This is a genomic window from Streptomyces sp. R33 (assembly GCF_041200175.1).
In the GTDB taxonomy this organism is placed as follows: Bacteria; Actinomycetota; Actinomycetes; order Streptomycetales; family Streptomycetaceae; genus Streptomyces; species Streptomyces katrae_B.
Genome location: NZ_CP165727.1, coordinates 1,874,978 through 1,901,436, shown reverse-complemented (window position 1 = coordinate 1,901,436; position 26,459 = coordinate 1,874,978). Strand labels below are relative to the sequence as shown.

General features: G+C 71.3%; 24 protein-coding genes, 1 tRNA gene and 3 pseudogenes. 19 read left to right on the top strand and 9 right to left on the bottom strand.

What is annotated here, in order from left to right; all coding sequences use genetic code 11:
* The first annotated feature begins 133 nt into the window (after positions 1 to 133).
* From AB5J51_RS09095 to AB5J51_RS09070, 6 genes are all read left to right on the top strand, one after another.
* Entirely contained in the window at positions 134 to 2,056 is a 1,923-nt protein-coding gene (locus tag AB5J51_RS09095; RefSeq protein ID WP_369777397.1) for a sensor histidine kinase, read from the top strand.
* 35 nt (positions 2,057 to 2,091) lie between these two features.
* Entirely contained in the window at positions 2,092 to 2,520 is a 429-nt protein-coding gene (locus tag AB5J51_RS09090) for a roadblock/LC7 domain-containing protein (RefSeq protein WP_053788675.1), read from the top strand.
* 26 nt (positions 2,521 to 2,546) lie between these two features.
* Positions 2,547 to 2,936 carry a DUF742 domain-containing protein gene (locus tag AB5J51_RS09085; protein WP_053788674.1) on the top strand — a complete coding sequence of 130 codons (390 nt, stop codon included), beginning with the start codon at positions 2,547 to 2,549 and terminating at the stop codon, positions 2,934 to 2,936.
* Positions 2,914 to 3,558 carry an ATP/GTP-binding protein gene (locus AB5J51_RS09080; RefSeq protein ID WP_053788625.1) on the top strand — a complete coding sequence of 215 codons (645 nt, stop codon included), beginning with the start codon at positions 2,914 to 2,916 and terminating at the stop codon, positions 3,556 to 3,558. The genes AB5J51_RS09085 and AB5J51_RS09080 overlap by 23 nt, the downstream gene beginning before the upstream one ends.
* Positions 3,555 to 4,106 (top strand): GAF domain-containing protein, encoded by a 552-nt coding sequence (locus tag AB5J51_RS09075; RefSeq protein WP_053788624.1) that lies wholly within the window; start codon positions 3,555 to 3,557, stop codon positions 4,104 to 4,106. Before AB5J51_RS09080 ends, AB5J51_RS09075 begins: the two co-directional genes overlap by 4 nt.
* 136 nt (positions 4,107 to 4,242) lie before the next feature.
* Complete coding sequence (locus AB5J51_RS09070; protein ID WP_369777396.1) at positions 4,243 to 4,599, top strand: MmcQ/YjbR family DNA-binding protein; 357 nt, start codon at positions 4,243 to 4,245, stop codon at positions 4,597 to 4,599.
* Positions 4,600 to 4,618: 19 nt separating this feature from the next.
* On the opposite strand, the gene AB5J51_RS09065 is transcribed toward AB5J51_RS09070, so the two are convergent.
* Together AB5J51_RS09065 and AB5J51_RS09060 are read right to left on the bottom strand one after the other, a co-directional pair.
* On the bottom strand, positions 4,619 to 5,521 hold the full coding sequence (locus AB5J51_RS09065) for a transketolase family protein (protein WP_053788622.1): 903 nt from the start codon (positions 5,519 to 5,521) through the stop codon (positions 4,619 to 4,621).
* Positions 5,522 to 5,533: 12 nt separating this feature from the next.
* Positions 5,534 to 6,235, bottom strand: a complete 702-nt coding sequence (locus AB5J51_RS09060) for a transketolase (RefSeq protein ID WP_133896361.1) — start codon at positions 6,233 to 6,235, stop codon at positions 5,534 to 5,536.
* 147 nt (positions 6,236 to 6,382) lie between these two features.
* Here AB5J51_RS09060 and AB5J51_RS09055 point away from each other — a divergent pair.
* Positions 6,383 to 6,459: transfer RNA gene (locus AB5J51_RS09055), tRNA-Pro, on the top strand.
* A 28-nt stretch (positions 6,460 to 6,487) separates the two neighbouring features.
* On the opposite strand, the gene AB5J51_RS09050 is transcribed toward AB5J51_RS09055, so the two are convergent.
* Complete coding sequence (locus AB5J51_RS09050) at positions 6,488 to 6,910, bottom strand: hypothetical protein (RefSeq protein WP_369777395.1); 423 nt, start codon at positions 6,908 to 6,910, stop codon at positions 6,488 to 6,490.
* Between AB5J51_RS09050 and AB5J51_RS09045 the strand changes: the two are divergent.
* Positions 6,888 to 7,067 (top strand): annotated as a pseudogene (locus tag AB5J51_RS09045) (ArsR family transcriptional regulator); the annotation flags it as partial. The gene AB5J51_RS09050 and the pseudogene AB5J51_RS09045 sit on opposite strands and share 23 nt — an antisense overlap.
* Positions 7,068 to 7,184: 117 nt before the next feature.
* Here AB5J51_RS09045 and AB5J51_RS09040 read toward each other — a convergent pair.
* Positions 7,185 to 8,498 (bottom strand): hypothetical protein, encoded by a 1,314-nt coding sequence (locus tag AB5J51_RS09040; protein ID WP_369780418.1) that lies wholly within the window; start codon positions 8,496 to 8,498, stop codon positions 7,185 to 7,187.
* 210 nt (positions 8,499 to 8,708) lie between these two features.
* Positions 8,709 to 9,617, bottom strand: coding sequence for a LysR family transcriptional regulator (locus AB5J51_RS09035; RefSeq protein WP_369777394.1), 909 nt, complete (start codon positions 9,615 to 9,617; stop codon positions 8,709 to 8,711).
* Positions 9,618 to 9,877: 260 nt separating this feature from the next.
* Here AB5J51_RS09035 and AB5J51_RS09030 point away from each other — a divergent pair, with 260 nt between their 5' ends.
* From AB5J51_RS09030 to aspA, 5 genes and pseudogenes are all read left to right on the top strand, one after another.
* A complete protein-coding gene (locus AB5J51_RS09030) occupies positions 9,878 to 10,669 on the top strand; it encodes a gamma-glutamyl-gamma-aminobutyrate hydrolase family protein (RefSeq protein ID WP_369777393.1) in 792 nt (263 codons plus the stop codon).
* 32 nt (positions 10,670 to 10,701) lie between these two features.
* A complete protein-coding gene (locus AB5J51_RS09025) occupies positions 10,702 to 11,430 on the top strand; it encodes a FadR/GntR family transcriptional regulator (RefSeq protein ID WP_136226690.1) in 729 nt (242 codons plus the stop codon).
* Positions 11,427 to 12,866, top strand: coding sequence for an amino acid permease (locus AB5J51_RS09020; RefSeq protein WP_119094869.1), 1,440 nt, complete (start codon positions 11,427 to 11,429; stop codon positions 12,864 to 12,866). The genes AB5J51_RS09025 and AB5J51_RS09020 overlap by 4 nt, the downstream gene beginning before the upstream one ends.
* Before the next feature lie 88 nt (positions 12,867 to 12,954).
* A pseudogene (locus AB5J51_RS09015) lies at positions 12,955 to 13,970 on the top strand (asparaginase).
* 56 nt (positions 13,971 to 14,026) lie between these two features.
* Positions 14,027 to 15,436 carry an aspartate ammonia-lyase gene (aspA, locus tag AB5J51_RS09010; RefSeq protein ID WP_369777392.1) on the top strand — a complete coding sequence of 470 codons (1,410 nt, stop codon included), beginning with the start codon at positions 14,027 to 14,029 and terminating at the stop codon, positions 15,434 to 15,436.
* Positions 15,437 to 15,754: 318 nt separating this feature from the next.
* Here aspA and AB5J51_RS09005 read toward each other — a convergent pair.
* A pseudogene (locus tag AB5J51_RS09005) lies at positions 15,755 to 16,300 on the bottom strand (transposase); the annotation flags it as partial.
* A 418-nt stretch (positions 16,301 to 16,718) separates the two neighbouring features.
* Between AB5J51_RS09005 and AB5J51_RS09000 the strand changes: the two are divergent.
* Positions 16,719 to 17,084, top strand: coding sequence for a hypothetical protein (locus AB5J51_RS09000; RefSeq protein ID WP_369777391.1), 366 nt, complete (start codon positions 16,719 to 16,721; stop codon positions 17,082 to 17,084).
* Here the strand turns inward: AB5J51_RS09000 and AB5J51_RS08995 are convergent.
* Entirely contained in the window at positions 17,062 to 18,000 is a 939-nt protein-coding gene (locus AB5J51_RS08995) for a glycoside hydrolase family 16 protein (protein ID WP_136226686.1), read from the bottom strand. The two genes, AB5J51_RS09000 and AB5J51_RS08995, sit on opposite strands and share 23 nt — an antisense overlap.
* A 246-nt stretch (positions 18,001 to 18,246) precedes the next feature.
* A complete protein-coding gene (locus tag AB5J51_RS08990; RefSeq protein WP_136226685.1) occupies positions 18,247 to 18,777 on the bottom strand; it encodes a hypothetical protein in 531 nt (176 codons plus the stop codon).
* 62 nt (positions 18,778 to 18,839) lie between these two features.
* Here AB5J51_RS08990 and AB5J51_RS08985 point away from each other — a divergent pair, with 62 nt between their 5' ends.
* Positions 18,840 to 20,930: a bifunctional polysaccharide deacetylase/glycosyltransferase family 2 protein gene (locus AB5J51_RS08985; protein ID WP_369780236.1), complete on the top strand. Its 2,091-nt coding sequence runs from the start codon at positions 18,840 to 18,842 to the stop codon at positions 20,928 to 20,930.
* A gap of 2 nt (positions 20,931 to 20,932) precedes the next feature.
* Positions 20,933 to 22,201, top strand: coding sequence for an acyltransferase (locus tag AB5J51_RS08980; protein ID WP_369777390.1), 1,269 nt, complete (start codon positions 20,933 to 20,935; stop codon positions 22,199 to 22,201).
* Between the two features lie 89 nt (positions 22,202 to 22,290).
* Here AB5J51_RS08980 and AB5J51_RS08975 read toward each other — a convergent pair whose 3' ends face one another.
* Positions 22,291 to 22,566: an acylphosphatase gene (locus AB5J51_RS08975; RefSeq protein WP_078987612.1), complete on the bottom strand. Its 276-nt coding sequence runs from the start codon at positions 22,564 to 22,566 to the stop codon at positions 22,291 to 22,293.
* A 432-nt stretch (positions 22,567 to 22,998) separates the two neighbouring features.
* Between AB5J51_RS08975 and AB5J51_RS08970 the strand changes: the two genes are divergently transcribed.
* The 3 genes from AB5J51_RS08970 to AB5J51_RS08960 all read left to right on the top strand — a co-directional run bounded on the left by AB5J51_RS08970 (position 22,999) and on the right by AB5J51_RS08960 (position 26,427).
* The gene (locus AB5J51_RS08970) at positions 22,999 to 23,217 is read left to right on the top strand and encodes a hypothetical protein (protein WP_053788601.1); all 219 of its coding nucleotides are present in this window, start codon (positions 22,999 to 23,001) and stop codon (positions 23,215 to 23,217) included.
* Positions 23,218 to 23,350: 133 nt separating this feature from the next.
* Positions 23,351 to 24,157, top strand: coding sequence for an HlyD family efflux transporter periplasmic adaptor subunit (locus tag AB5J51_RS08965; RefSeq protein WP_369777389.1), 807 nt, complete (start codon positions 23,351 to 23,353; stop codon positions 24,155 to 24,157).
* On the top strand, positions 24,154 to 26,427 hold the full coding sequence (locus AB5J51_RS08960; RefSeq protein ID WP_078987611.1) for an NHLP family bacteriocin export ABC transporter peptidase/permease/ATPase subunit: 2,274 nt from the start codon (positions 24,154 to 24,156) through the stop codon (positions 26,425 to 26,427). Before AB5J51_RS08965 ends, AB5J51_RS08960 begins: the two co-directional genes overlap by 4 nt.
* The last annotated feature ends 32 nt before the right edge of the window (positions 26,428 to 26,459 follow it).

The window sequence follows — 26,459 nt, the reverse complement described above, 5'->3', positions numbered from 1 at the left end:
GAGCGGGAAGCAGGCCGGTCAAGTTCCCCAACTGGCTGTCAGGGGCGGGATCGTGCGGTCTAGCGTGGGTATCCGGTGATCAACGCCGGGCCCCGGAACCCCGTGGGGCCCGGGCCCCACGTAGAGGACGCCGATGTCCGGACTCCGCGCCGCCCGCCACGCCCCGTCGAGATACGCCGTCACCGGTCCCGGCCGGCAGATACGCCCCCAGCTGGTCCGCGCTGCCCTGCTGCCGACGCTCGCCGCAGCGCTCAGCGGAGCCGCCGCGGTGATCTTCACGCTGCAGCTCGGCGGGGGCGCGGGGGAGCGGGACGCCCGGCTGTGGCCGGTCCTGGCCGGCTGCGCCCTGCTCGTCGTCGGCGCGCTGGCCGCCGCCCTGCTCGGGGCCCAGCGCTCCGCCAAGGCCGTCCGGGACCGCTGCGAGGCCCTGCGCCGCTCCAGCGTGCGCGGCCGCCAGGAGCTGCGGACCGCCGCCGAGCGGCTGGAGCGGGGCGAGCCGCCGGTCCGCCAGGTCCGCGGCGGCCCGACGGGACCGCCGCCCGGCAGCGACCCGGCCCGGGTGGACGAGTTCTGGCTGCTCTCCCAGGAGCTGCGGGGCGCCCGAGAACAGGCGCACACGACCCTCGTACGGCTGGCCGGCCCGGCCGCGCCGTCCGACAGCGACCGCAAGGTCGAGGTCTTCGTCAACCTCGCGCGCCGGCTGCAGTCGCTCGTGCACCGGGAGATCTCGCTGCTCGACGAGCTCGAGGACACGGTCGAGGACCCCGACCTCCTCAGGGAGCTCTTCCACGTGGACCACCTCGCCACCCGGATCCGCCGCCACGCGGAGAACCTGGCCGTGCTCGGCGGCGCCGCCTCCCGGCGCCAGTGGACCCGGCCCATCGACCTGAGCGAGGTGCTGCGCTCCTCCGTCGCGGAGGTCGAGCAGTACACGCGGGTCAAGGTGGTGCCCCCGGCGGGCGGCACCGTACGCGGCCACGCCGTCGCCGACGTCGTGCACCTGCTGGCCGAACTCGTCGAGAACGCCACCGTGTTCTCCGCCCCCGACACCGACGTGGTGGTGCGCGCCGAGCGGGTCACCGCGGGCATCGCCGTCGAGGTCGAGGACCGCGGGCTGGGCATGCCGGCCGCGGAGCAGCACCGGATGAACGCGCTGCTCGTCGACCCCGACCAGATCAGCGTCCGGCACCTGCTGGCGGACGGGCGGATCGGCCTGTTCGTGGTCTCGGCGCTGGCCCGCCGGCACGGGATCGCCGTCGAGCTCAAGTCCAACATCTACGGCGGCGTGCTCGCCGTGCTCGTGCTGCCCCAGGAACTGCTGGGGGCGGAGGCGCCCAGCGCCGCCGACGCGCTCGGCGGCTCCCGTGCCACCTCGTGGGGGACCGGGGAAGGGGGCGGCATGCCCCCGCTGGAGCCCGTACGGGTGGCCGTGCCACAGCCGAAGCCGGAGCGGCAGGCGCCCCCGGAACCGGAACCGGAGCCGGGGCTCGAGCCGGCACGGCAGCCGCGACGCGAGCCGGCCCCGCGACGGGAGCCGCAGCCGCAGCCCGGGCGGGCGCCCGAGCCGGCTGCCGCCCGGCCCCCGCAGGCCGCACCGACGTGGGCGGCTCCGCCCGCGCCGCGCCCGGACACGCGTTCGCGGCCCGGGACGGTGCGGCAGGAGACGGAGCGCTGGGAGCCGGGGGAGACTCCGGCCGCAGAGACGACCCTGGGCCTGGACCTGGGTCTGGCGCCGCCGGCACGGGTCCGGGCACCGGTCCAAGGACCCGTCCCGGCACCGGTCCAAGGACCCGTCCCGGCACCGGTCCCGGCCCCCGCCCCCGTGGTCCCGTCGCCCGTGCCCGTGCCCGTGACGGTGTCCGTACCGGCCGCCCGGGCGGACCCGGACCGGCCGCCCCTGCCCCGCCGCCGGGCCCAGCACCACCTAGCCCCGCAGCTGCGGGACGCACCCGCCCCGCGGCGGGCCGACCCACCCGAACAACCCGTGCACGACCCGGGTCTGATGGCCGCCTTCCAACGGGGCTTCGGCCTCGCCCGGTCGGAGAACCAGCCATGACCCCGACCTCTCACCTCGGCAAGGAGCGCACCACCATGGGCGGCGAAGCGGCGACGAAGACCAGCCGGCTCTCGGATCTCGACTGGCTGCTCAGCGGCCTGGTCCAGCGGGTCCCGTACACGCGCAGCGCGGTGCTCCTCACCGCGGACGGCCTCGTCACCTGCGTCCACGGCCTCGACAACGACAGCGCCGACCACCTGGCGGCACTGGCGTCCGGGCTGTACTCGCTCGGGCGGAGCGCCGGATCCCGGTTCGGGGACGGCGCGGAGGTCCGGCAGGTCGTGGTCGAGCTCGACACCGCGCTCGTGTTCGTGTCGGCCGCCGGGGCCGGCACCTGCCTGGCGGTCCTGGCCGACCGGGAGGCCGACGCGGGAGTGCTCGGCTACGAGATGGCGATGCTGGTCAAGAGCGTCCGGCCGTACCTGGCGGTCCCGCCGCGGCGGCCCGCCGGCGACCCGGAGTGATGCGCGCCGCCCGCGCCGCGTACGGCATGGGGGCCCCGCGCGACACGCCCTGGCTCGACGACTCGGCGGGCCGGGTGATGCGCCCGTACACGGCCAGCGGCGGACGGACCCGCTCCGCCGTCGCACTCGACCTGCTGTCCCTGGTGACCGCGACGGGGGTGCGCCCGCGCGGCCCCCTCGGCACGGAGCACACCCTGGCGCTGCGCCTTTGCGCGGGCTCCGCGGCCGTCACCGTCGCCGAGGTGGCCGGACAGCTGCGGCTGCCGGCGGTGGTGGTGAAGGTGCTGTTGTCCGACCTGATGGAATACGGGGCCGTCACGGCGCAGGCGCCGCGGTTCCCTGGCGGCGGATACCTCGCCGCCGACGACCAGAACCTGCTCCGGGCGGTGCTCGATGGCCTACGCCGAAGACTGTGACACCCGTCCCGCGCCCGTCCTGCCCGCGACGCTGAAGATCCTGGTCGCGGGCGGGTTCGGGGCGGGCAAGACGACCTTCGTGGGCGCGGTGAGCGAGATCGAACCGCTGTGCACGGAGGAACTGCTCAGCGGGCTGAGCGAGGGCCCCGACCCGCTCGACGGGATCGAGGCGAAGACGACGACGACCGTCGCGCTCGACTTCGGCCGGATCACACTGGACGAGCGGCACGTGCTGTACCTCTTCGGTACGCCCGGGCAGCAGCGCTTCTGGTTCCTGTGGGAGGAGCTGTGCGCGGGCGCGCTCGGGGCGGTGGTGCTCGCGGACACCCGCCGGCTCGCCGACTGCTTCGCGGCCGTGGACTTCTTCGAGCGGCGCGGCATCGGGTTCATCGTCGCCGTCAACGAGTTCGACGAAGGCCACCGCTACACCGCCGACGAGGTCCGCGAGGCGGTGGGGCTCGGGCCCGACGTGCCCGTCGTACGGTGCGACGCGCGGCTGCCGAGCTCCGGGACGGGGACCCTGGCCGCGCTGGTCCACCACCTGCTCTTCACGGCGGCGACCGACAGGTCGGCCAAGTCAGCGATTTCAGCGAATTCTTGGGATGGGGGGAACCCGCGATGACGTACTACGAGTCGACCGGACACCTGCTGCTCACGCCGGTGGACCGGGAGGCGCCCGTCCGCACCGTCCGGCTGCGCGAACTGGGCCTGGGGGAACGGGCGGACACGGAGCTCGACGCCTTCGCCCGGCAGATCGCCGACGTACTGCAGGCCCCGTACGCGGGGGTCAACTTCATCGGGGAGGAACGGCAGTTCTTCGCCGGTCTGCACCACGCTCCGGACGCCCCCGCGAGCGGGTACCCGGCGCGGGTGCTGCCCCGGGACCACGGGTACTGCCCGCATGTGGTGGTGCGGCGCCGGGCGCTGGCCCTGGAGGACGTACGGGACTTCGCGCGCTTCGCGGGCAACGCGGTCGTGGACGAGAGCGGGGTGCGCTCCTATCTGGGTGCGCCGCTGACGGACCGGCAGGGGATCGTCCTGGGCACGGTGTGCGCCGTTGACCTGGAGCCGCGCAGGTGGGGGACGGCGGGTCTGGCGACCGCCAAGTCGCTGGCGGCCGAGCTGCTGGAGATCATCCACACACGCGAGGACGGCCTGCGGGCGGGGTAGGGATCCTGCGGCCCGGGGCGGCTGTCAGTGGCGGGCGCTACGGTCGACGACATCGGTATCGGTATCGGTATCGGCGTCGGCGTCGGCGTCGGCGTCGGCCCGGGGGCCGGACCGGTGGCCGGAGAGGAGTCCAGGGATGTCCGTGACCGCGGAGGACGTCCGTACCACCGCGCTGTCGCTCCCCGACAGCAGCGAGAAGCTCGCCTGGGGCATGCCCACCTTCCGGGTGGGCGGCAGGATATTCGCCGCCCTCGGCGAGGACGACACCTCGATCGGGGTGAAGTGCCCGAAGGAGGACCGCGCGGAGCTGATCGCCGCCGAGCCGGAGAAGTTCTTCCTCCGGGAGGGCCACGACGACAACTACGCCTGGCTCCGCGTCCGCCTGGCAGCGGTGGAGGGCGCCGCCGAGCTGCGCGCGATCCTGGTCGACTCCTGGCTCCAGGCGGCCCCCCGACGCCTGGCCGCGGCCCACCCGGAACTGGCGGTGGACTGACGCGGGACTGCCGGGGGCCTCACCGGAGGAAGGCGCTGATCCGCTCGCGGAGGGAGTGCGGATCCAGGCCGTGCGCGGCGGTGTGCTCCTCGAGCGTGCCGTAGCGGCGGAGCTCGGCGCGGCCGACGCCGAGGCCGAGGACCCGGTGCGGGACGTCCGAGAGGGCCTGGGCCGCGGCTGCGGTAGAAGTGCCCGCCAGGTACGGCTCGACGAGGACGACGTCGGTCGTGGCGCGGCCGACGGCCTCGCGCAGGGCCGCGTCGTCGAAGGGCCGCACGGTGGTGGCGTACAGCACGGTCACGTCCAGGCCCGCCGTCGCGGCGAGGACGTTGTCCAGCAGCGGGCCGACCGCGACGACGACACCGGCCTCGGCACTGCCCTCCCGTACGGTCCGCAGCCGCAGGCCGTCCACCGGGCGCGGGGCGGCGTTCGACTGCTGGGAGAGCCGGACGTACACCTTGTCGTCCCCGGCGGCGTACGCGTGGCGCAGCAGCGCCTCGGCCTCGTCCGGGTGCCCCGGCACGTGGACGGTCCAGCCGTCGAGGGTGTCCAGCAGGGCCACGTCCCCCGGCGCCATGTGGGTGAACCCGCCGGCCGGCCAGTCGTAGCTGGCGCTCGCGCTGACCAGGACCCCACCGGTGCCCTGGTGCCCGAAGTCCAGCTTGACCTGCTCGAACGGCCGTTCCACCAGGAAGCTGGCGAAGGTGTGCATGATCGGCCGCAGCCCGGTGAGGGCCAGCCCGCCGCCCACTCCAATGAGCAGCTGCTCCCTGATCCCCACGTTGATCACCCGTTCCGGGTGGCGCTGCCGGTCGGGCCGGAACCCGTCCATGGTGATCTCGGCGAGCACGAGCGCCAGCCGAGGATCCTCGTCGAGCGCGCGCGAAGTGACGGAGACGAACCGCTCCCGCATGGTGTCCACGAATGGCCCCTTCTACTGCTTCTTCTCGACCCGGGCGATGACGGCGTGCGGCCGGCCCGGATGCGGTGTGGTGAAGGCGGCGTGCAGCGCCGCGTGGTCCCGGCCGTCGACGGTCACCGCGGACCAGCCGGCGGCCTCGAAGCGGGAGGCGATCCCGCCGCGCCAGCCGTGGGTCGCGGAATCGTTGTCGATCACCACGGTGTGCAGCTGCTCCAGCCCGGCCGCTCCGGCGTACGCGAGGGCCTCGTGGTTGCTGCCCTCGTCGAGCTCGGCGTCCCCGATCAGCACCCACACCGCCGGCTCGTCCAGCCCCTGTGCCCGCAGCCCGAGCGTGCTGCCGACGGCGAGCGGCAGCCCGTGCCCCAGCGAGCCGCTGCCGATCTCCACTCCGGGGATCAGGGTGCGGTCCGGGTGGTGCCCCAGGGGGGACTCGTACGCACCGAAGCCGCTCAGCCAGTCCACCGGGAAGAAGCCCTTGGCGGCGAGTACGGCGTAGTACGCCATCGGCCCGTGCCCCTTGGAGAGCAGGAACCGGTCCCGCCCGGGCTCCTCGGCGCTCGCCGGCCCGACGCGGAGCACCCGGTCGTAGAGCACCCAGAGCACGTCGAGGGTGGAGGTGGCGGCGGGCCCGTGCTTCTCGGCCCCGGTCATGAGCGCCATGAGCCGGCTCAGATCCTCGTAGCGGAACCCCGTGTCCGCGGTTGCCTGTGTCATGCACCGATCGTGCAACCTCAAGTCAGGTTGAGGTCAAGCGGCTCCTCGGCGCGACCGGGCCGCCGGTAAACCTGCGCGACCACCCCGCGAAGTGCGGTATTGTTCTCCTGCGCGTTCAACCAGGGGAAACCCCAGGTCAGCGGGCATCGGGACGTGGCGCAGCTTGGTAGCGCACTTGACTGGGGGTCAAGGGGTCGCAGGTTCAAATCCTGTCGTCCCGACCATGCTTTAAGCAGGTCGGAGGCCGTTCTCTCATCCATGAGAGGACGGCCTTTCGTGCGTCCGGAGCCATGGTGGTCGCAGTGTGGTCGCACACCCGGTTCGGGGTTGGTTCGCCATGATGCTGTACGCGGGCGGGACGGGGAACCGGAGCCAGTGGAGGGCTTCGCGGAGGCGCTGGATGTGGTCGCGTGGTGGTCGCAACCATGCCGGGCGGTCTGCACGCGTGCTGGCCTTCTCGGCTCCGGTCAGCGTGTGGTCGATGGTGTCGACGGCTTCGCGGGCTGCCTGCAGGGTGAGGTGGCTGTAGATGTTCGCGGTCGTCGACAGGGTGGAATGCCGCAGCGTCTTGGAGACCACGGTCAGAGGCACGCCCGCGGTGCCGGCGGCGGGCACGACGGGAATCGGGATCTCGAAGCGGACCGTCCCGTAGGTGCTGACAATCGCCTCCGACATCGAGGTGCTGGCGCGGTTCGGCCGCGCCCTCGCCGACCCGATCCGCTGCCGCATCCTGCTCGCCCTGTGTCAGGCTCCGGCCCATCCCGCCGAGCTGGCCGACGCGCTGGGCATCTCCCGGACCCGGCTGTCGAACCACCTGGCCTGCCTGCGCGAGCGTTTGGTCCCGAGGCCGTCGACGATCACCGTCTCCGGTCGTCTCGCCGGTACAGCGGCCAGGTCCGGCTCCGCCTACCCCGCGCAGCGGTACTCGCAGCGGGCCGGCGGCACCAGCTCAAGGCCCCGGGCCGTCGCCTCGGTCTACGGACGGCCGTGGCGCTCGACGGGTTGCGGGTGTGGCCGCCGTCTGTTCGTCGGTCAGGCGGGCCCGCCAGTCGCTGACGTAGTCGTCGGGCATGGACGCCAGGCGGGCAATTTCCCCGTCGCTGCGCCCATCGGACCAGGCCAGGATCCGTGTCACGGTGCGGTTCCGTGCCGCGCGGAAGTCCTTGAGCATGTTCTCGAGGCGTTCGACTTCCTCGGCTTCGCGGACGAGCTGCTGGTCGATGGCGGAGCGTTCCTCGGCGCGCAACCGGCGCAGATGGGCGTCCAGGCCCGTCAGGACCAGACCCTCCTGGTGCGCGGAGTTCTGGAACCCTTCGGCCAAGGCCGCCAGCACGCAGTCGGGGACGTCGGCGAGGGTGGCCCCGGGGGGCTTGGCCGCCTCCCAGGTGCCCCGACCCGCCTCTGTCGTCTCCAGCCAGACGCGGGCGTCTGTCGGAACACGGTCGCCGCACGCCTGCGCGCGGTAGGCGTACAGGGCGGCACGGTGGCCGTAGAAAGTGAAACCGTCCTCGATCTGCCGGTCGGCGGCGCGGCACATCCGCCCCGGTACACCGCCATAGCCGCTCTCGGGACTGTAGTCGGCGTAGGCATCGAGTTCCGCGTCCGTGGCCAGGCCCCAGGAGGGATCGCACAGACCGGGGTTCATGGCGAGGAACGCGCCGACCTCGACACGCCAGGCAGGGATCGGTGTCGTGCGCAGCCTCGGCCAGCGGAGATCGCCGGAGGGATCGAAGGTGTGGGTCGCGGCCTGCTCGATGTCGTCCCAGGCGGTGGCGGCCTCGGCCGACCACTCCAGTTCGTCGCCCGGTCCGATGCGGTGGATGGAGTCCACGAGCCGCTGCACGGCGGGGAGTATGCGCAGGGCGAGCGCGTGCAGTTCCTCAGCGGTGAAGAAGCGCCAGGAGCAGCCGCGCTGTTCGTCATGGGCCAGGTGGCCGAGCAGCTGCACCATTATTCCGGAGGCCGGGACGGCCCCGTCGCCGAGTGCCCTGCGGGGGAGGCCGGGGAGCTGGCTGCCGAGGTCTTCGGACGGGGCCCGCCAGTCGATGTCGCCGAACCATACGGCGCCGTCGCGTGCGTCCACTGCCAGCCACTGGTGGTAGCCCGCACCCGGGCCGTAGCGCTGCTCCTGCTGCTCGGCGTGCTCGTCGTGCCATACGTACTCGCCCGGAGGCGGGTCCAGCTCCACGGCCATGAAGCCGTCCTCGGGGCGGTAGCCGGTGAGGACGCGGGCCGTTCGCGGCGCACTGTCGGCGGCGGTCATGAGGGGTTTCCTCTCGCTGGAACGTCAACCGCCGCAAACGTAGGCCGCCCGTCACACAATAGTTTAACTTTCAGCCACCGCGTCCGGTAGTCGGACAAGCCGGGAGACCTGGCGTCGCCACCCGGTCTACGCGCGTGCGGCCGCCGTCAACTTGGCGCATTTCACGTGGGTTCACGCTCCGTTCGCCTCCGGTAGCCGCCCGCCGCAGCCTCATGCGAGCGCGGCCAGCGCTTGCGCGGCGAGCATCTGCTCCAGGTCCAGGACGGCGCGCGGGGCGTGCCGGGTGTCGATGCGGACGGCGTAGATGAAGCGCGTCAACTGCGGCTCGGCCAGGGGGCGGGCCACGACCTGGGTGTTGGCGCGGGGCAGGGCGAGTTGCGGCATGACGGCCACGCACAGGCCTGCGGCCACGAAGCCGAGCACGGTGTTGAAGTCGTCCCCCTCGTATTGCAGGCGGGCCTGGAAGCCAGGCGTCTTGGCCATCTGGGAAAGCAGTTCCAGGCGCAGTGCGGCCTCCGGAGCCGCGATCCAGGTCTCGGACGCGAGGCTGGCCAGGTCGATGACCTCCCTGTCGGCCAGGCGGTGGTGTGCCGGGACCACGGCCACCACCGGATCCCGTGCGACCAGCGTCCGGCGCAGCATCCGGGGTGGCGGGACGGGGATGAAGTCGTAGTCGTAGCTGAGGGCCAGGTCCATGTCCCCCCGCTTGAGCCGGTTGTAGCAGGCCTCGGGTTCCAGTTGGCCGAGGCTGACCTGCAGGTGGGGGTAGGCCGCGTGGAGTTGGGCCAGCGCTTGCGGAACGATGCTGGTGGCGGCCGAGGCGAAGGCGCCGAGGCGGATCCGTCCGGCCGTACCCGCGCGCATGGCGTCGAGTTCCACCGATGCCGTCGCCAACGCGTTGCGGACGCCCTGCTCGGCGTCGAGAAGGACTTCGCCGGCCGGTGTGGCGCGCACGGGCCGGCGCTCCAGCACTCTCAGGCCCGCGCGGCGTTCGAGTTCGGCGATCTGCTGGGAGACCGCGGGCGCGCTGTAGCCGAGCTCGCGTGCGGCGGCGTTGAAGGAGCCGTGCCGCACGACGGCTTCGAGGGTGGCGAGCAGGCGGGGGTCGAGTCCGTGCACGGAGTTAAGGCTCACTTATCTGTCGCGAAGATGTGTTTTCTTGTGATTGCGGATGAACGCCAGCAGGATTCTGCTCGCGGCAAGAAAAACGCAAGCCCACGTTGCCGGGGCGTGACCGCCGCTCCCCTCGCCGTCGCGGTGCCCCTCCGCCAGTGCCCCGTCCGTCTTCTGCCGCAGCCCGCCGCGGCCGGGGACGTCTGCCGGCGCGGGTGTGGATCCGGCCGTCGACGATCACCTCGCATGCCCTGAAAGGAAGTGGTATGCCCCAGCCACCACTCATCGGACTCACCACCTACCTGGCCGACGCCCAGTGGGGCGAGTGGGACCTGCCCGCCGCGGTGCTGCCCGCGGCCTACGTCGGCTGTCTCCGGGCGGCGGGCGGCCGCGCCGTTCTGCTGCCGCCGGACGCGCCGGAGGCCGCGGCCGATGTGGTCGAGCGTCTGGACGCGGTCATCCTGACGGGCGGTGAGGACCTGGATCCCGCCCTGTACGGTGCGCTGCCCCACCCGCGCACGGGGCCGCCGGTCCGCGAGCGCGACCGGTGGGAACGCGCTGTGCTGGTCGCCTGCCTCGCCCGCGACACACCCGTGCTCGGAGTATGCCGGGGAATGCAGCTGATGAACGTGCACGCGGGCGGCACCCTCATCCAGCACCTGCCCGACAGCGTAGGACACGACGGCCACAACCCCTACCGGGGCCACTTCTGCGCCCACGCCGTCACCACCGTGCCGGGGACCCGGATCGGCGCCCTCCTGCCGGGGACCCGCGAGGTCGCCACGCATCATCATCAGGCGGTGGATCGCCTGGGCGCCGGGTTCATCGTGGCCGCCCGTGCGGCGGACGGCACCGTCGAGGCGATCGAGAGCTCCCGGCACCGCTTCGCCGTGGGCGTCCAGTGGCACCCGGAGATGGGTGTCGACGCGCCGGTCGTGCACGCCTTGGTGGCGGCTGCGAGTTCCGCCGCGAGCGCCGAGCCAGCTCGGGTGGCCGGCCGGAAGGTGCGCCCGGTACGAAGCCCGCCGGGCCCGATTTTCCCGACACAGGTGTCTTGACACCCTCCTGGCGCAGCCCGCAAGATCGCAGCGTGAACCTGTCAGACAGCCAGACAGGTGGCGTACCGCGGCGCGTAAGCGCGATGGAAGCGGTCTACGGCCACCTGCGCAGCGCCATCGAGCGCGGTCAGTACGTCGTGGGCGACAAGCTCCCCTCCGAAGCCGAGTTGTGCCGGAGCCTCGAGGTCAGCCGGCCCGTGTTGCGGGAGGCGCTCCGAGCTCTCCAGGCCATGGGCCTGACCGTCTCCAGGAGCGGCAAGGGCACGTTCGTCCTGGCGAACACGGTCGAGGACCCCACCTTCGGCGACTACGCCGCAAGCGACCTGCTCGAGGTGCGCCGGCACGTCGAGATTCCGGTCGCCGGGTACGCCGCGCTGCGCCGCACCCCGGAGGACCTGGACCATCTGGGCCACCTGCTCGACCGGATGGAGCAGGAGACCGACACCACCGCGTGGGTGGCGATGGACACCGTCTTCCACCTGGCGGTGGCCGAGGCATCCCGCAACCCCGTCTTCCGCCGCGTCATCGAGGAGATCCGCGACGCGCTGGCGCGTCAGTCGACCTTCCTCAACGAGCTCGGCGGCCGGCGCGAGCAGTCCAACTGCGAGCACCGGGCCATCCTCGAAGCGCTGGTCGACGGTTCCGAGCACGACGCGGTGGAGGCCATGTCCCACCACCTGCTGCGGGTCGAGACGACCCTCACCGACATCGTGCGCCCCCAGCGCACGGACACTTCCACGGAAGGCAGACCCGAGGCGTGAGCGAGCAGTTCCTCAAAGACGAGAAGCGCCCCACGGCCCGTCATGTCGACGCCGGGGACACCGGCTACAGCAAGTCCTTGAAACCCCGGCACGTCAACATGATCGCCATCGGGGGTGCGATCGGCACCGGGCTGTTCCTCGGCGCGGGCGGGCGCCTCGCCGAGGCCGGGCCCTCCCTGTTCGTCGCCTACGCCGTCTGCGGCGTGTTCGCGTTCCTCGTCGTGCGCGCGCTCGGCGAGCTCGTCCTGTACCGGCCGTCCTCCGGCGCCTTCGTGTCGTACGCCCGGGAGTTCCTCGGGGAGAAGGGCGCGTACACCGCGGGCTGGATGTACTTCCTCAACTGGGCGACCACCGGCATCGCCGACATCACGGCCGTCGCCACGTACACCCACTACTGGCACCTGTTCTCCGATGTCCCCCAGTGGGTGATCGCCCTCATAGCCCTGGCCGTGGTCCTCACCGTGAACCTCATCTCGGTGCGGATCTTCGGCGAACTGGAGTTCTGGTTCGCCATCGTCAAGGTCAGCGCGCTGGTGGTCTTCATGGGGATCGGGATCTTCCTCCTGGTCACCCGGCATCCCGTCGACGGCGCCGTCCCCGGCTCTGCTCTGATCACCGGCAACGGCGGGATCTTCCCCAACGGCCTGCTGCCCATGCTGCTGATCATCCAGGGGGTCGTCTTCGCCTACGCCTCCGTCGAGCTGGTCGGCGTCACGGCCGGTGAGACCGAGAACCCCGAGGAGATCATGCCGAAGGCGATCAACTCGATCATGTGGCGTGTGGGCCTCTTCTACGTCGGCTCGGTCGTCCTGCTGTCGATGCTGATGCCGTGGAGCAGCTACAGCGCCGGCCAGAGCCCGTTCGTGACCGTGCTCTCCCACATCGGTGTGCCGGCGGCCGGCGGCGTGATGAACCTGGTCGTCCTCACCGCCGCCATGTCCTCGCTCAACTCCGGCCTCTACTCCACCGGCCGCATCCTGCGCTCGATGGCCGTCAACGGCTCCGCCCCGCGCTTCACCGCCCGGCTCAGCCGCACCCAGGTGCCCTACGGCGGCATCCTGCTCACCAGCGGCATGTGCGTCCTCGGCGTCGGGCTCAACTTCGTCGTTCCGGCGGATGCGTTCGAGATCGTGCTCAACCTCGCGGCCATCGGCATCCTCGCCACCTGGGGCATGATCATGGTCTGCCACCTCTTCTTCTGGCGGAAGACCCGTGACGGCGAACTGACCCGTCCCTCCTACCGCCTGCCCGGGTCCCCGTGGACCGAACTCGTGACACTGGCCTTCCTCGCCTCCGTCCTGGTCCTGATGTACGCCGACGGAGGAGCGGCGCGCACCACCGTGCTGTGCGTGCCACTGATCGCCGCGGCGCTGGTCGCCGGCTGGTACGCCGTCCGCGGCCGCGTGGCGCGCGCCGCCGCGAAGAGCGAGGGCTGAGCCGGGCGGCGGACGCGGCCCGTCCCCCGGGCCGGGCCTGCCGCCGGCCACCCCGGTCAGCAGCAACCCACCACCACACGAGGCAGTGATGCGCAGCAGTCTCCTCGCGGACGCGCCCGCGATGCGCGAGCCCCAGCATGCACCCGTCGCCCACGTCACCCGGGGCGGCGTGATCGAGGGAGTCCACTACGGATCCGTCGTCGTCCTCGGCGGTCATGGCGACGTCCGGTTGAGCATCGGAGACATCGAGGCCGCCTGCTACCCGCGCTCAGCCCTCAAGCCGGTCCAGGCCCTCGCCATGGTGCGGGCCGGGCTGCCGCTCGACGGCGCCCTGCTCTCCCTCTCGATGGGCAGCCACTCCGGCGAGGCGCACCACCTCGCAGGTACCCGGCTGATCCTCGAACTGGCCGGCCTCACCGAGGACGACCTGCGCAACGTCCCCGACATGCCGTACGCCCCCGCGGTCCGGGATGCCTGGGTGCGCGAGGGCCGCGGGCCTTCCCGGCTCGCCCAGAACTGCTCCGGCAAGCACGCGGCGATGCTGTACCTGTGCAAGCTGGCCGGCTGGCCCCTGGAGAGCTACCTCGACCCGGGCCACCCGCTACAGAGGGCGATCGCCGAGGTCGTCGAGGAACTCACCGGCCAGCACATCGCGAACGTCACCGTCGACGGCTGCGGAGCCCCGCTGTTCGCAGTGTCCCTGCACGGCCTGGCCCGCGCCGCCGCCCGCATCGCCACGGCCGGTCCGGACACCGCCGGGCGCCGGGTGGCGGACGCGCTGCGCGTCCACCCGGAGATGGCCTCCGGCACACGGCGAGACACGGCCCAGCTGATGCGCGCGGTGCCCGGGCTGCTGGCCAAGGACGGCTTCGAGGGCGTCCAGGTGGCCGCGCTGCCCGACGGCCGGGCCGTCGCAGTGAAGATCGCCGACGGGGCGGACCGGGCGCGCATCCCGGTCACGGCCGCAGCCCTCGCCCGGGCGGGAGTCGACCCGCGGCTGCTCGCCGGGTTCGAGGGCGAGCCGATGACCGGCGCGGCCGACCCGTCGGCGGCATCCAGCCGGTGGCGGCGCTGAACCCGCCCAGCGTCCCCGCCACCGCCTGACTCCAACCCCTTTCACCACTTTGACCCACACACCTCAGGAAGAGGGCCGCACACCCATGACCGCCGCCACCCGCAGCGAACACGACCTGCTCGGAGACCGCGAAGTCCCCGCCGACGCCTACTGGGGCGTCCACACCCTGCGCGCCACCGAGAACTTCCCCATCACCGGGACGCCCATCTCCGCCTACCCGCACCTGATCGACGCCCTCGCCGCCGTCAAGGAGGCCGCAGCCCTCGCCAACGAGGAACTCGGCCTGCTGGAGCCCGCGAAGGCAGCCGTGATCGTCGCCGCCTGCCAGGAGATACGCGGCGGCAAGCTCCACGACCAGTTCGTCGTCGATGTCATCCAGGGCGGCGCCGGCACCTCGACCAACATGAACGCCAACGAGGTCATCGCCAACCGGGCGCTGGAGCTGCTGGGCCACGCCAGGGGCGAGTACCGGCACCTGCACCCCAACGAGGACGTCAACCTCGGCCAGTCCACCAACGACGTCTACCCGACCGCCGTGCGGATCGCGACCGTCTCCGCGGTGCGCGGCCTGCTGGACGCCATGGCCGTCCTCCAGGCCGCCTTCGCCCGCAAGGCCGCCGAGTTCCACGACGTGCTGAAGATGGGCCGCACCCAGCTGCAGGACGCCGTGCCGATGACGCTCGGGCAGGAGTTCTCCGCCTTCGCCGTCATGCTCGACGAGGACCGCAGCCGGCTCGCCGAGGCCGTCGAGCTGATCCTTGAGATCAACCTCGGCGCGACCGCGATCGGCACCGGCCTCAACGCCCCCGCCGGATACGCCGAATCGGCCCGCCGCCACCTTGCCGACATCACCGGGCTGCCCCTGGTCACCGCGGCCAACCTGGTCGAAGCCACCCAGGACTGCGGCGCGTTCGTCCAGATGTCCGGTGTACTCAAGCGCATCGCCGTCAAACTGTCCAAGACCTGCAACGACCTGCGCCTGCTGTCCTCCGGGCCGCGCGCGGGCTTCGGCGAGATCAACCTGCCGCCGGTGCAGGCGGGTTCGAGCATCATGCCCGGCAAGGTCAACCCGGTGATCCCGGAGGTCGTCAACCAGGTCGCCTTCGAGGTGATCGGCAACGACATCACCATCACCATGGCCGCCGAAGCCGGACAGCTCCAGCTCAACGCCTTCGAGCCGGTCATCCTGCACTCTCTGTCGAAGTCCATAACCCACCTGCGCGCGGCCTGCCTCACCCTCGCCGAGCGCTGCGTGGCCGGCATCACCGCCAACACCGAGGTGCTGCGCGCCACCGTAGAGAACTCCATCGGCCTGGTGACCGCCCTGAACCCGCACATCGGGTACACGGCCGCCACCGACATCGCCAAGGAAGCCCTTGCCAGTGGCCGGGGTGTGGCCGAGCTGGTCCTGGAGAGGGGCCTGCTGCCGGCCGAGAGGCTCGCCGCCCTGCTGCGGCCCGAGGTGATCGCGGGAACCGGCGCGGCTATGGCCTGACACGGGTCCGCTGTCGGCTTACCGGCCGCGTGCGACTCCGGCGCTGCTCCTCACTCCGGCCGTGCCCAGCCGTGGTGCGGAGGGCGGCGGTGGCGGGATGGTGGCCGTTCCCGCTCCACGGCGATGCGCTGGGCGCGGCCGCCTGCGGGTGCGCGGACTCGTCCGAGCGGACGGCGACGACGTAGTCCAGCCCGCGTTCCGTGGATCTCGGCTTCCCGCAGTCGGGCCTGCAGTGCGTCGATCTCGGTGCGGAGGTCCTCGGCCAGGCCCGGGCGGCGTCCTGCTGGATGCCGAGCGCGTCGAGCAGGGGGTCGATGTTCACGCTGCCATCGCCTGCGCATCGCGCCAGGTGGGGGTGTTCGCGTCGGTGAGCCGGCGGGCCATGACGTGGGTCATGGCCCAGTAGACGCGGGAGGCGAAGGAAGCCGGGCGGTGCTCGTAGTCGCGGACCAGGCGCAGGTGCAGTATCAGGATCCCGTAGGTCTGCTCAACCCTCCACCGCTTCGGCTGCGGAACGAACCCTGTCTCCTGCGGGTTGCGTTCGACGATCTCGACATCGATGCCCATGCCGGATCCGTGCGCGACGACCTGGTTCTTGAAGCCCTGGTCGACCAGGGCCTTGCGGACGGTGCCGCCAGCGTGCTCGGCAACCCGGTCCAGCAGGGCGATGCCCACGGCGTTGTCGTGAGCGTTCGCGGCCAGCACGATGACGGCGATGACCAGCCCGAGCACGTCCACGGCCAGTCCCCGCTTGCGGCCCGGCACCCGCTTCGCCGGATCCCGGCCGGTCGTGGTGGCGGGGACCCCGGCAGCCGCACGGACACTCTGCGTGTCCAGAACCACCAGGGTCGGGTCCTCTAATCGATAAGTCGCTCGGGTGCGACTTGCGTTCACTCACCCCGCCACCCCAGCAGACCACCGGCTGCGGACCAGCGCCTGGTTCTGAGGCGAGCCAGTGGACTAGACCCCTTGAAGAAGAACTTCTGCTTGATGGTCTCCAGGGATGCTGCAACCACCCTGCGGAGTGCCGGCCAGCACACATGCCACGACTGCCGCGACGACGTCCCGGCGCACAGCGCGCTGCAGGGGGAAGCCAAGGGCTGCTGCGTCTGTCCCCAGTCTGACGAGGCCATGCGTACTGCAGCTGTGCCCTCGTGCCACGTCGGGAGGCAACGCCTTGTACGCGTCTGCCGTGGCTCATGACTACGATGACCGCCGGGCCCGTGCCGGTATGGACGCCGGACTCGAACCTGCGACGCCAGGGCAAAGGGTATTGCCCCCTGTGCCGGTGAAGACGGGCGACCGGGGCCTCGAGGCGAGCGACGACCTCTTGACCGTGGCGGACCTGCCGGCCCGCGACGACTTCGACTGGTGGGGCAAGTGCGGGCGACTGTGCCGCACGCCGGCTGCCGACAGTCAGCTCTCCGACCACCGCCCTGCCCGCCGGCTGCACGACATGGCACGGCAGCTCGACGACGAGTGTGCACACCCGCCCCCGGTCGACGCGGAAACCCTGACCGAGCGCCTGGAAGGGCTCGCGGACCGGGAGCCAGACGGGCATGGAGCCTGCGACTGGGACGGCTCCTGGCTTCGACGGCAAGCCGGCGAGGCCGCCCCGGACCGGGTCAGGACTTCGGCACGGTGTTGATGTAGTCGGTGCCGGCGCTGTAGAAGCCGTCCACCGTTTTCTGGACGTCCGCCTGGGACACGGCCTCACCGGCCTTGTAGTAGAACCAATTGATCTTCATTTCCCAGGCGCGCGGACCACCGGTGAAGGCGTGATCGATGAACCAATTGCTGAAGTGCACGTCCATCTTCTCGCGCGGGACGTACTTGCCGGAGCTGGTGAACAACTCCTTGCCGTCCAGGGAATAGATGACCTTTCCGTTCACGGCGGTGATCATCATGATGTGCCAGCCCTCGAGGCTTTGCTTGAGCGTGTGGCTGACCCGGTCCGGCGGATCGGCCTTGTACCAGCTGACGGTGTCGAGTTGTGAACCCACCGAACCCCAGCCGCCGTTGGGGAGGTACTCGAAGTCGAGTTCGCTGTAGTCGGCCGAGGAGTCCGACGGGGAAATCGGAAAGAAGGTCTGCACGACGTGGTCGCCGTTGCGACCGCTCGTGGGCTTGTTGCTGAAGTGGACCCGGGCGGCGAAGGTCCCCGTGAAGAGGTTCTTGCCGGTGCTCTGCACCTCGACCTGCCGGGTGCCCTGCTTGGTGCCGTCGGTGGAGGCCTCCAGCCGCATGGCCCTGCCCCCCTGGGCGGTCGTGTCGGAGAGGAAGCCGGCGCCGGCGGTGGACCAGGTGTCCTTGATCCCCGGGCCGCCCCCACCAGTGCGGACCTCCCAGCCGTGGGCGGTGAGCGCGGGGTCGTCGGGGCCGCTGTAGTGGAAGTTGTCGAACAGGGTTCCCGGCGGTCCGGACGGGGTCGGCGAGGCGCTGGGGGCGGGCGCGGCGGCATCGTCCCCGGGACCGCCGGAACACGCGGCGAGTACGCACAGGAGGGCGGGCAGCGTGAGCGCGGTCCACGCGCGGCGACGAGGACTACGGCGGGGCTGGCTCACACGGGCTCCTTGGGGCGTAGAGGCGGTACCCGGACACGCCCTTTGCGCAAAGATCAATTGCTGATCGGATCAGGGGGCCATCCTAAGGTCATCAATAGTCGGCAGACGCGGACAGGACTACCGGCGGGTACTGCCAATTGTCATTTCGATCCGATCACGGTGCCTGGGCAGATCGCGCCAAATGCATATATCGAGCCCAAGTCGATTCGCGCCGGTGCACTAGCGTTCGCCCTGCCATCCCGCGGTCTACGTACCCTGCACTGAAAGGCTTCGCAAGGTGCGCCCAGTCATCACTTCCATCGAACGCGGATCGGCGCACCAGGCACAGCCCGAAATGTTCGAGTCGAGCTTTGAGGAGCCCGCTCCCGCACCGGTGTTCGTCGACCAGTCGGGTCTGCGCGGCCGTTTGCTGCGGGGCTTCGGCTGGCCGGTCTCCGTGATCGGCGCGGTCCTGGCGGTCGCCATGGGCAGCAGTCTGATCGGTGTGCAGGCGGACGCCCCGGCGATGGGCATACCCGCGCAGCCGTCGCGGCCGCCCGCCCCGTCGCCCTCACCCGTGCCGTCGCAGTCGCCCACTCCGTCGTCCGCGTCGTCCTCCCCCCGGACGGCCACGCGGTCTGCGACACCCCGGACGAAGACCCCGGCCGCCACATCGGGCCGCACCTCCACGCCGTCCCCATCGAAGCCCATGACCAACACGCCGCGTGGGGCAAAGGCTTCGGGCCAGCCGGCCAAGCACCCCTGATCGTCCGCACCACCCATCTCCAGGAGCGTCATTGTCCCGCCACCAGCGCCGCCGGCAGTCCCTGCTGAGGCCGCGCCGACTGGCCGCGCCGCCGCTGCGCTTCTTCATGCCGCTGTCCCTGCTGGCCTGCCTGCTCGCGCTCCTCGTCCTGCGCGGCCTCGCCACCAACGAAGCGTTCCACGACTCCCGGATCGCGATCTCGGTCGACAAGACGACCGTGCCGGGCAACCTGCTCAAGGGTGGTCCGATCATCGACGCGCGGGGCACCAAGAACGCGCAACCCGTGAGCCATCACATCCCCGACCGCACCGCGGTCCTGAGCTTCGACGACGGCCCCTCGCCGGAGTGGACTCCGAAGATCCTGGAGGTGCTCGCCGCCCGCAACGTCCGTGCGGACTTCTTCGTGACCGGCGCCATGACCACGCGCAACCCGGAGCTGATCCGGCAGATCGTCGCGGGCGGCCATGAACTCGGCGTGCACACCTTCACCCACCCCGATCTGGTGTACCAGTCCCACGCCCGGATCAGCTGGGAGCTGGCGCAGACGCAGCTGGCGCTGGCCGGCGTCGCGGGCGTCCACAGCGCGCTGTTCCGGCCGCCGTACTCCTCCGACGCCTCCGCGATGGACGACTGGAACTACCCGGTGATCAAGTACGTGGGCGCGCGCGGCTACCTCACCGCGTTCATCGACCGCGACACCGACGACTGGAAGCGTCCCGGCGTCGAGGCGATCGTCAAGGCGGCGATGCCGCCCAAGCCCGGTGCGGGCACGCTGATCCTGCTGCACGACGCGGGTGGCGACCGCACCCAGACCATCACCGCCCTCGGGCAGATCATCGACAGGCTGCAGGCCCAGGGCTACCGCTTCACCACCATCTCCGACGCACTCGGCGCCTCCCGCGCCACCGTGCCGGTGCACGGGTTCCAGCTGTGGGCGGGCAAGGGATTCATCTGGGCCACCCAGGTCGCCGTGCTCACCCTGCCGGTGCTGGTCTGGCTGCTGGCCCTCGTCGGCTTCCTCAACTTCGGCCGGTTCGCACTGATGCTCGTTCTCGCACCGATCCATGCCCGCCGCTCCAAGCGGCGGGACGCCTGGGGGCCGCCCGTGACCGAGCCGGTCACCGTACTGGTCCCGGCCTACAACGAGCGCGAGTGCATAGCCAACACCCTCAACTCGCTGGCCGCCAGTGACCACCCGATCGAGGTGATCGTCATCGACGACGGCTCCACGGACGGCACCGCGGACATCGTCGAGGAGATGGACCTGCCGTTCGTCCGGCTGATCCGCCAGGTCAACGGCGGCAAGTCCAGCGCCCTCAACACCGGCATCGCGGCCGCCTCGCACGACATCATCGTGATGATGGACGGCGACACCGTCTTCGAGCCGTCCACCGTGCGCGAGCTGGTCCAGCCCTTCGGCGACCCGGGGATCGGCGCCGTGGCGGGCAACGCCAAGGTCGGCAACCGCGACAGCCTGATCGGTGCCTGGCAGCACATCGAGTACGTCCTCGGCCACAACCTGGACCGCCGGATGTACGACATGCTGGGCGTCATCCCGACCATCCCCGGCGCGGTCGGCGCCTTCCGCAGGGAGGCCCTGCACGGGGTCGGCGGCATGAGCGACGACACCCTCGCCGAGGACACCGACATCACCATCGCGGTGCTGTGCGACGGCTGGCGGATCGTCTACGCCGAGCGCGCCCGTGCCTGGACCGAGGCTCCCGCCAGCCTCCAGCAGCTCTGGTCCCAGCGGTACCGCTGGAGCTACGGCAGCATGCAGGCGATGTGGAAGCACCGCGGCGCGGTGACCTCCCGCGGCCCGGCCGGGCGCTTCGGCCGGCTCGGGCTTCCGCTCGTCGTGCTGTTCGGCGTGATCGCCCCGCTGCTGGCGCCGCTGGTCGACCTGTTCCTGCTGTACGGCGTGCTGTTCGGGGACGCCCCGATCACCCTCACCAGCTGGGGCGGCTTCATCCTGCTCCAGGCCGCACTGTCCTGGTACGCCTTCCGGCTCGACCACGAGAAGCCCTGGCACCTGATCAGCCTGCCGATCCAGCAGCTGGTCTACCGGCAGCTGATGTACGTCGTCCTGCTGCAGTCCGCGATCACGGCGATGACCGGTGGCCGACTGCGCTGGCAGAAGCTGCGGCGCACCGGCGAGGTCGCCTCTGCACCCGTGGAGGCCTGACCATGACCGCATCCGTCGAGTCCGGGCGCTCCTACGACACCGTCCAGTTGAGAGTCCCCGCCGTTCTGCGACAGGAGCCGCAGCAGGAGCCGGAGCCGGAGGCACCGTCCGAGCGCAAGGGCGGCCGGGACCGCTATTTCGACCTGCTGCGCGCGCTGGCGCTGGTCCGCGTGGTGTTCTACCACAACTTCGGCTGGTTCTGGCTGCCCCTCGTCTTCCCGTCGATGGGCGTGATGTTCGCGCTGGCCGGCGCGCTGATGACCCGCTCGCTCAGCCGTCCCGCCCTCGGAGTGATCCGCGGGCGACTGCGCCGCCTGCTGCCGCCGATGTGGCTGTTCGGCGCGATCATGATCACCCTCCAGATAGTCGACGGCTGGGGCCCCGACTCCGAGGGCCACCCCAACTGGTGGTGGAGCAAGCTGGCGTTCTGGATCCTGCCGCTGAGCACCCCGCCGTACGGGGAGGAGCTCGCCGGTTTCTCCGGTCTCCAGCACCACGTGGAACAGACCTGGGCCGCGCAGGTCATCGTCCCGCTCTGGTACCTCCGGGCGTACCTGTGGTACGTCCTGTTCTCGCCGCTGATGCTCTGGGCCCTGCGCAAGTTCCCGGTGGTGACGCTGTTCACGCCGCTGGCGGTGGTGATCGTCATGAACACGTTCTTCGTCGACCAGGACTTCCTCTACGGCCGGGTCTGGGAGACCGCCAACGACTTCACCATGTTCGGCTCCTGCTGGATCCTCGGCATGGCCCACCAGGAGGGGCTCCTCAAGAAGATCCCTCAGTACGTGGTGCCGTCCATCGCGCCGCTGATCATGGTGGCCGGATTCTGGTACCTGCAGAGCCGGCCGGTCGATCCGACCGAACCGACCGACATCGAGGCCTGGCCGATCGCCCAGGCCCTGTGGTCTCTCGGCTTCGTTGCCATCCTGCTCCACGTCAGCCCGTCCTGGAAGCAGTGGCCCAGGCCGCTGGAACGCTGGAACGGCCTGGTCAGCCTGCTCAACGCACGCGCTGTCAGCGTCTACCTCTGGCACCAGGTCGCGCTGGTGGTCGCCGTCCCGCTGATCGACCCGCTCTGGGGCGTCCCCTTCGTCTACAGGAACCTCCAGTGGCTGCTGGCCAGCCAGTGGTTCACGCTGCTGGTGGCGATCCCGCTGGTCGGCCTGCTGGTGCTGACCTTCGGCTGGGTCGAGGACGTGGCCGCCAAACGCTCGCCGCGGCTCTTGCCGTACCCGCGCCGTCAACGGGGCAGGCGCCGCGCCGCCGACTGACGCGGGCTGCGCCCGCGGCACGAGGAGTCCGCGGAGGCCGTTCTCCGATTCCCGGGAGGACGGCCTCTTCGTGTTCCCGGTGCGCGGGGTCAGGCGCGGATCTCGAAGCCTTCCAGGGCCTCGGGCTGTTCCTCGTGGCGCTGGACGCGGGTCACGTCGGCGCCGTTCGGGCCTCGGTGGGCCCACTCGAGCATGCGGGCGACGGCGGCCTCGGGGCCCTCGAACACCGCCTCGACGGTCCCGTCGGGGAGGTTGCGCACCCAGCCGGCGACCCCGAGGCCGAGGGCGGTGCGGCGGCAGGTGTCGCGGAAGAAGACGCCCTGCACCACGCCGTGGACGATCACTCGGCTGCGCACTCGTTCCATGGGCCGACCATAGCCGTGAGGGCGCCGATCGGCACGGAACGTGGTCGGGACGTCACCCAGTGGCGCTCCCGCAAATCTTCACGCGGTGAAAGTGGAGGGGGTGGCTCCCGTTACATCCCCACCCGATGCGGGGGGCGCGGCCTCCGCGAACGGTGATGGTTTGGGTGGGTTCGGGGTGTGGGGGTGAGGGGGCGTTTCGTTTTGTTACTCGATCTTGTGGAGAACCCGTGACGATCCGTCGAATCAATCGGAAAGCCCGCCGAGTGAACGGTCACCTGACGCGAGACGGGGCGTCAACGCGGTTGGCCGGGTGACCCGTTCGCGTGCTTACATCTGCCCACCGAAGTGAAGTTCGGGAGTGGTCGGACCGCCTTGTCGCAGACCGCCCACGCCATTTGAGAAAAATTCAGACAACTGAAGGGTGCGCACATCATGCGTAACGACATCGAGACCCGTGAGATCGCCGACGACGAACTGGACGCGGTTTCCGGCGGTGTCAGCATTTCCGGTGGCCTCCTCGGCGCCGTCACCGGCGACGTCTTCCACGTCGTGAACACCGTGACCTCGCTGGACACGGTCCACGGCGCGCTGGCCCTGCCCGGCCAGGTCGAGGGCATCGTCGGCGTTCGCGCCGGTGTCGCCGGCCTCTGAGCCGAGCCGGCCGGAAGTGCGCGTGAACCCCGGGACGTCATCGTTCCGGGGTTCACGGGTGCCCGTTGGAAAACGCAGAACGCAAACGCAGGACACAGAACACAGAATGCGCAACGCAGGCGAGGGATAGGTCGTGCAGTTCCGTCAAAAGGCGCTCTCCAAGCTGCAATCGCCCGAAGAACTCGATCTGCCCGTACGTTTCGCCCGCCCGCAGGGCCGACTCGTTCTCGCCGTCACCGTCGTCGTCATGGCTGCCGCGGCATTCTGGGCATTGACCGGATCGGTCTCCTCCAAGCTGAGCGCACCCGGCATCCTCACGCATGCCGAGGGCAGTTATCTGCTGCAGAGTCCGTTCGCCGGACAGGTCACCCATGTGCTCGCCCAAGAAGGCCAGTTGCTGTCCCCCGGCGCGCCGCTGCTCCAGCTCACCACGGACCAGGGGGAGCGGACCGTACGCGTGGTCGCCGGAGGGCGGGTGACGACCCTGGTCGCCAAGACCGGCTCGGTCGTCACGACGGGCGCGGACGTCGCGACCGTGGAACGCGTCAAGAGCGCGGACGACCCGCTGGTGGCCGTGCTCTACCTGACCGGTGGCAGCGGAGCGGAGATCCGCGTGGGCGCCCCGGTCGACCTGACCGTCCAGTCCGCCCCCCAGCAGCAGTTCGGCGTGCTGCGCGGCCGCGTCAAGGAAGTCGGCCGCGCGCCCCAGACGCAGGCGCAGATCGCCGGCTTCCTCGGCGATCCCCGCCTCGCCGCCCAGTTCGCCGGCCAGGGCAACCCCGTCGCCTTGCTCGTGCAGCTCGAACGCTCGTCCGCGACCACCTCCGGCTACCGGTGGTCCTCCGCGGGCGGGCCCCCGTACCCCGTCGACTCCACGACACCGGTCACCGGAGCCGTCCACCTCGCCGCACAGCGCCCCGTCGATTGGCTGCTCCCGTGACCGTGCCGCAGCACACCTCCCCGAACCGGCCCCGCTCCCGGCCCCCGGCCACCCGGGTCCCGGCGGGCGGCCGGCGGCGCCGCCGGCCGGCCGTCCCCAAGGGCCGCACGCCCCGTACCGTACGCACGCCCACCGTGCTGCAGATGGAGGCGGTGGAGTGCGGCGCCGCCGCGCTGGCCATGGTGCTCGGTCACTTCGGCCGCTTCGTGCCCCTGGAGGAGCTGCGCATCGCCTGCGGGGTGTCCCGGGACGGCTCCCGCGCCGGCAACCTCCTCAAAGCCGCCCGCGGTTACGGGCTGACGGCCAAGGGCATGCAGATGGACCTGGCCGCGCTCGCCGGGGTGAACCCGCCGGCCATCCTCTTCTGGGAGTTCAACCACTACGTCGTCTACGAGGGCATGGCCCGCCGCCTCGGCCGCCGCGGCGTGTACATCAACGACCCGGGCAAGGGCCGCCGGTTCGTCCCCATGGAGGAATTCGACACCGGCTTCACCGGCATCGCGCTCGTCTTCGAGCCCGGCCCGGGCTTCCGCCGCACCGGCCGCAAGCAAGGCGTCATGAGCGCGATGCCGGCCCGTCTGCGCGGCATGTCGGGCACGATGCTCGCCGCCGTGGTCTCCAGCCTCCTGCTGGTGGCCGTCGGTGCGACGGTGCCCGCGCTGAGCCGTACGTACATCGACATGTTCCTCATCGGCGAGCAGACGTCCCTGCTGGGCGTGCTGTTCGCCTCGATGGCGGCGGCCCTGGTGCTCACGGCCGTGCTCACCTTCGTGCAGCAGGCCAACCTGCTGCGCGGCCGCATCATCTCCTCGACGCTCGGCAGCGCCCGCTTCCTGCGCCACCTGCTCCGGCTCCCCGTCAGCTTCTTCAGCCAGCGCAACCCGGCCGACCTGGTCCAGCGCCTCCAGTCCAACGACACCGTCGCCGAGACCCTCGCCCGGGACCTCGCCGCCGCGGGCGTCGACGCCGTGGTGGTCGTGCTCTACGCGGTGTTGCTGTGGACGTACGATCCGCAGCTCACCGGCATCGGAGTGCTCATCGCGCTGCTCAACATCGCGGCCGTGCGGATCGTGATGCGGGTACGGGCCACCGGCACGCAGAAGCTGCGCGCCGAGAGCGCCCGGCTCACCAACACCTCCTACAGCGGCCTCCAGCTCATCGAGACGATGAAGGCCACCGGCGGGGAGAACGGCTTCTTCCGCCGCTGGGCCGGCCAGCACGCGGTCACCCTCGACGTGCAGCAGCGGCTCGGCGTCCCCAGCGCCTGGCTGGCCGTCGTCGCGCCGACGCTGGCCGCGCTCAACAGCGCGCTGATCCTGATGATCGGCGGCCTGCGGGCGGTGGAGGGGCACCTCTCGGTCGGCCTGCTCGTCGCCTTCCAGGCCCTCGTGACCAGCTTCACCGCGCCGATCACCCGCCTGGGCGGCGTGGCCGGCCGGATCCAGGACTTCGCCGCCGACGTCGCCCGCCTGAAGGACGTCGAGAACTTCCCCGTCGACCCGCTCTACCTCCGGCACGCGCGGGGCGAAGCCGCCGCCGGTACGCGCCGGCTCAAGGGGCACGTGGAGCTGGACGGCATCACCTTCGGCTACAGCCCGCTGGACGCACCCCTGCTGAAGGACGTCTCGCTCGCGGTCGGCCCCGGGCAGCAGGTCGCGCTCGTCGGCGGCTCCGGCAGCGGCAAATCCACCGTCTCCCGGCTGATTTCCGGCCTGTACACCCCCTGGGCGGGCGCCATCCGCATCGACGGGATGCGGCTGGAGGACATCCCGCGCGGCGCGCTGGCCGCCTCCGTGTCCTTCGTGGACCAGGACGTCTTCCTCTTCGAGGGGACCGTCCGCGACAACGTCGCGCTGTGGGACCCCTCCATCCCGGACGAGGCCGTCATCGCCGCGCTCCAGGACGCCGCCGTGTACGACGTGGTGGCGCGCCGCGCCGGCGGCATCCACAGCCGCGTCGAGCAAGACGGCCGCAACTTCTCCGGCGGCCAGCGCCAGCGCCTGGAGATCGCCCGCGCCCTGGTGCGCCGTCCCAGCGTCATGATCCTGGACGAGGTGACCAGCGCCCTGGACGCGGCGACCGAGCAGATCGTCATCGACAACCTGCGGCGCCGCGGCTGCGCCTGCGTGGTGATCGCCCACCGGCTGAGCACCGTGCGCGACAGCGACGAGATCGTCGTGCTCGACCGGGGCACGGTCGTGGAACGCGGCCGGCACGAGCACCTGATCGCCGCGCAGGGCGCGTACGCCCGACTGGTGAAGGAGCACTGAGGTGACATCCCCGCACCAGACCCACCAGACCT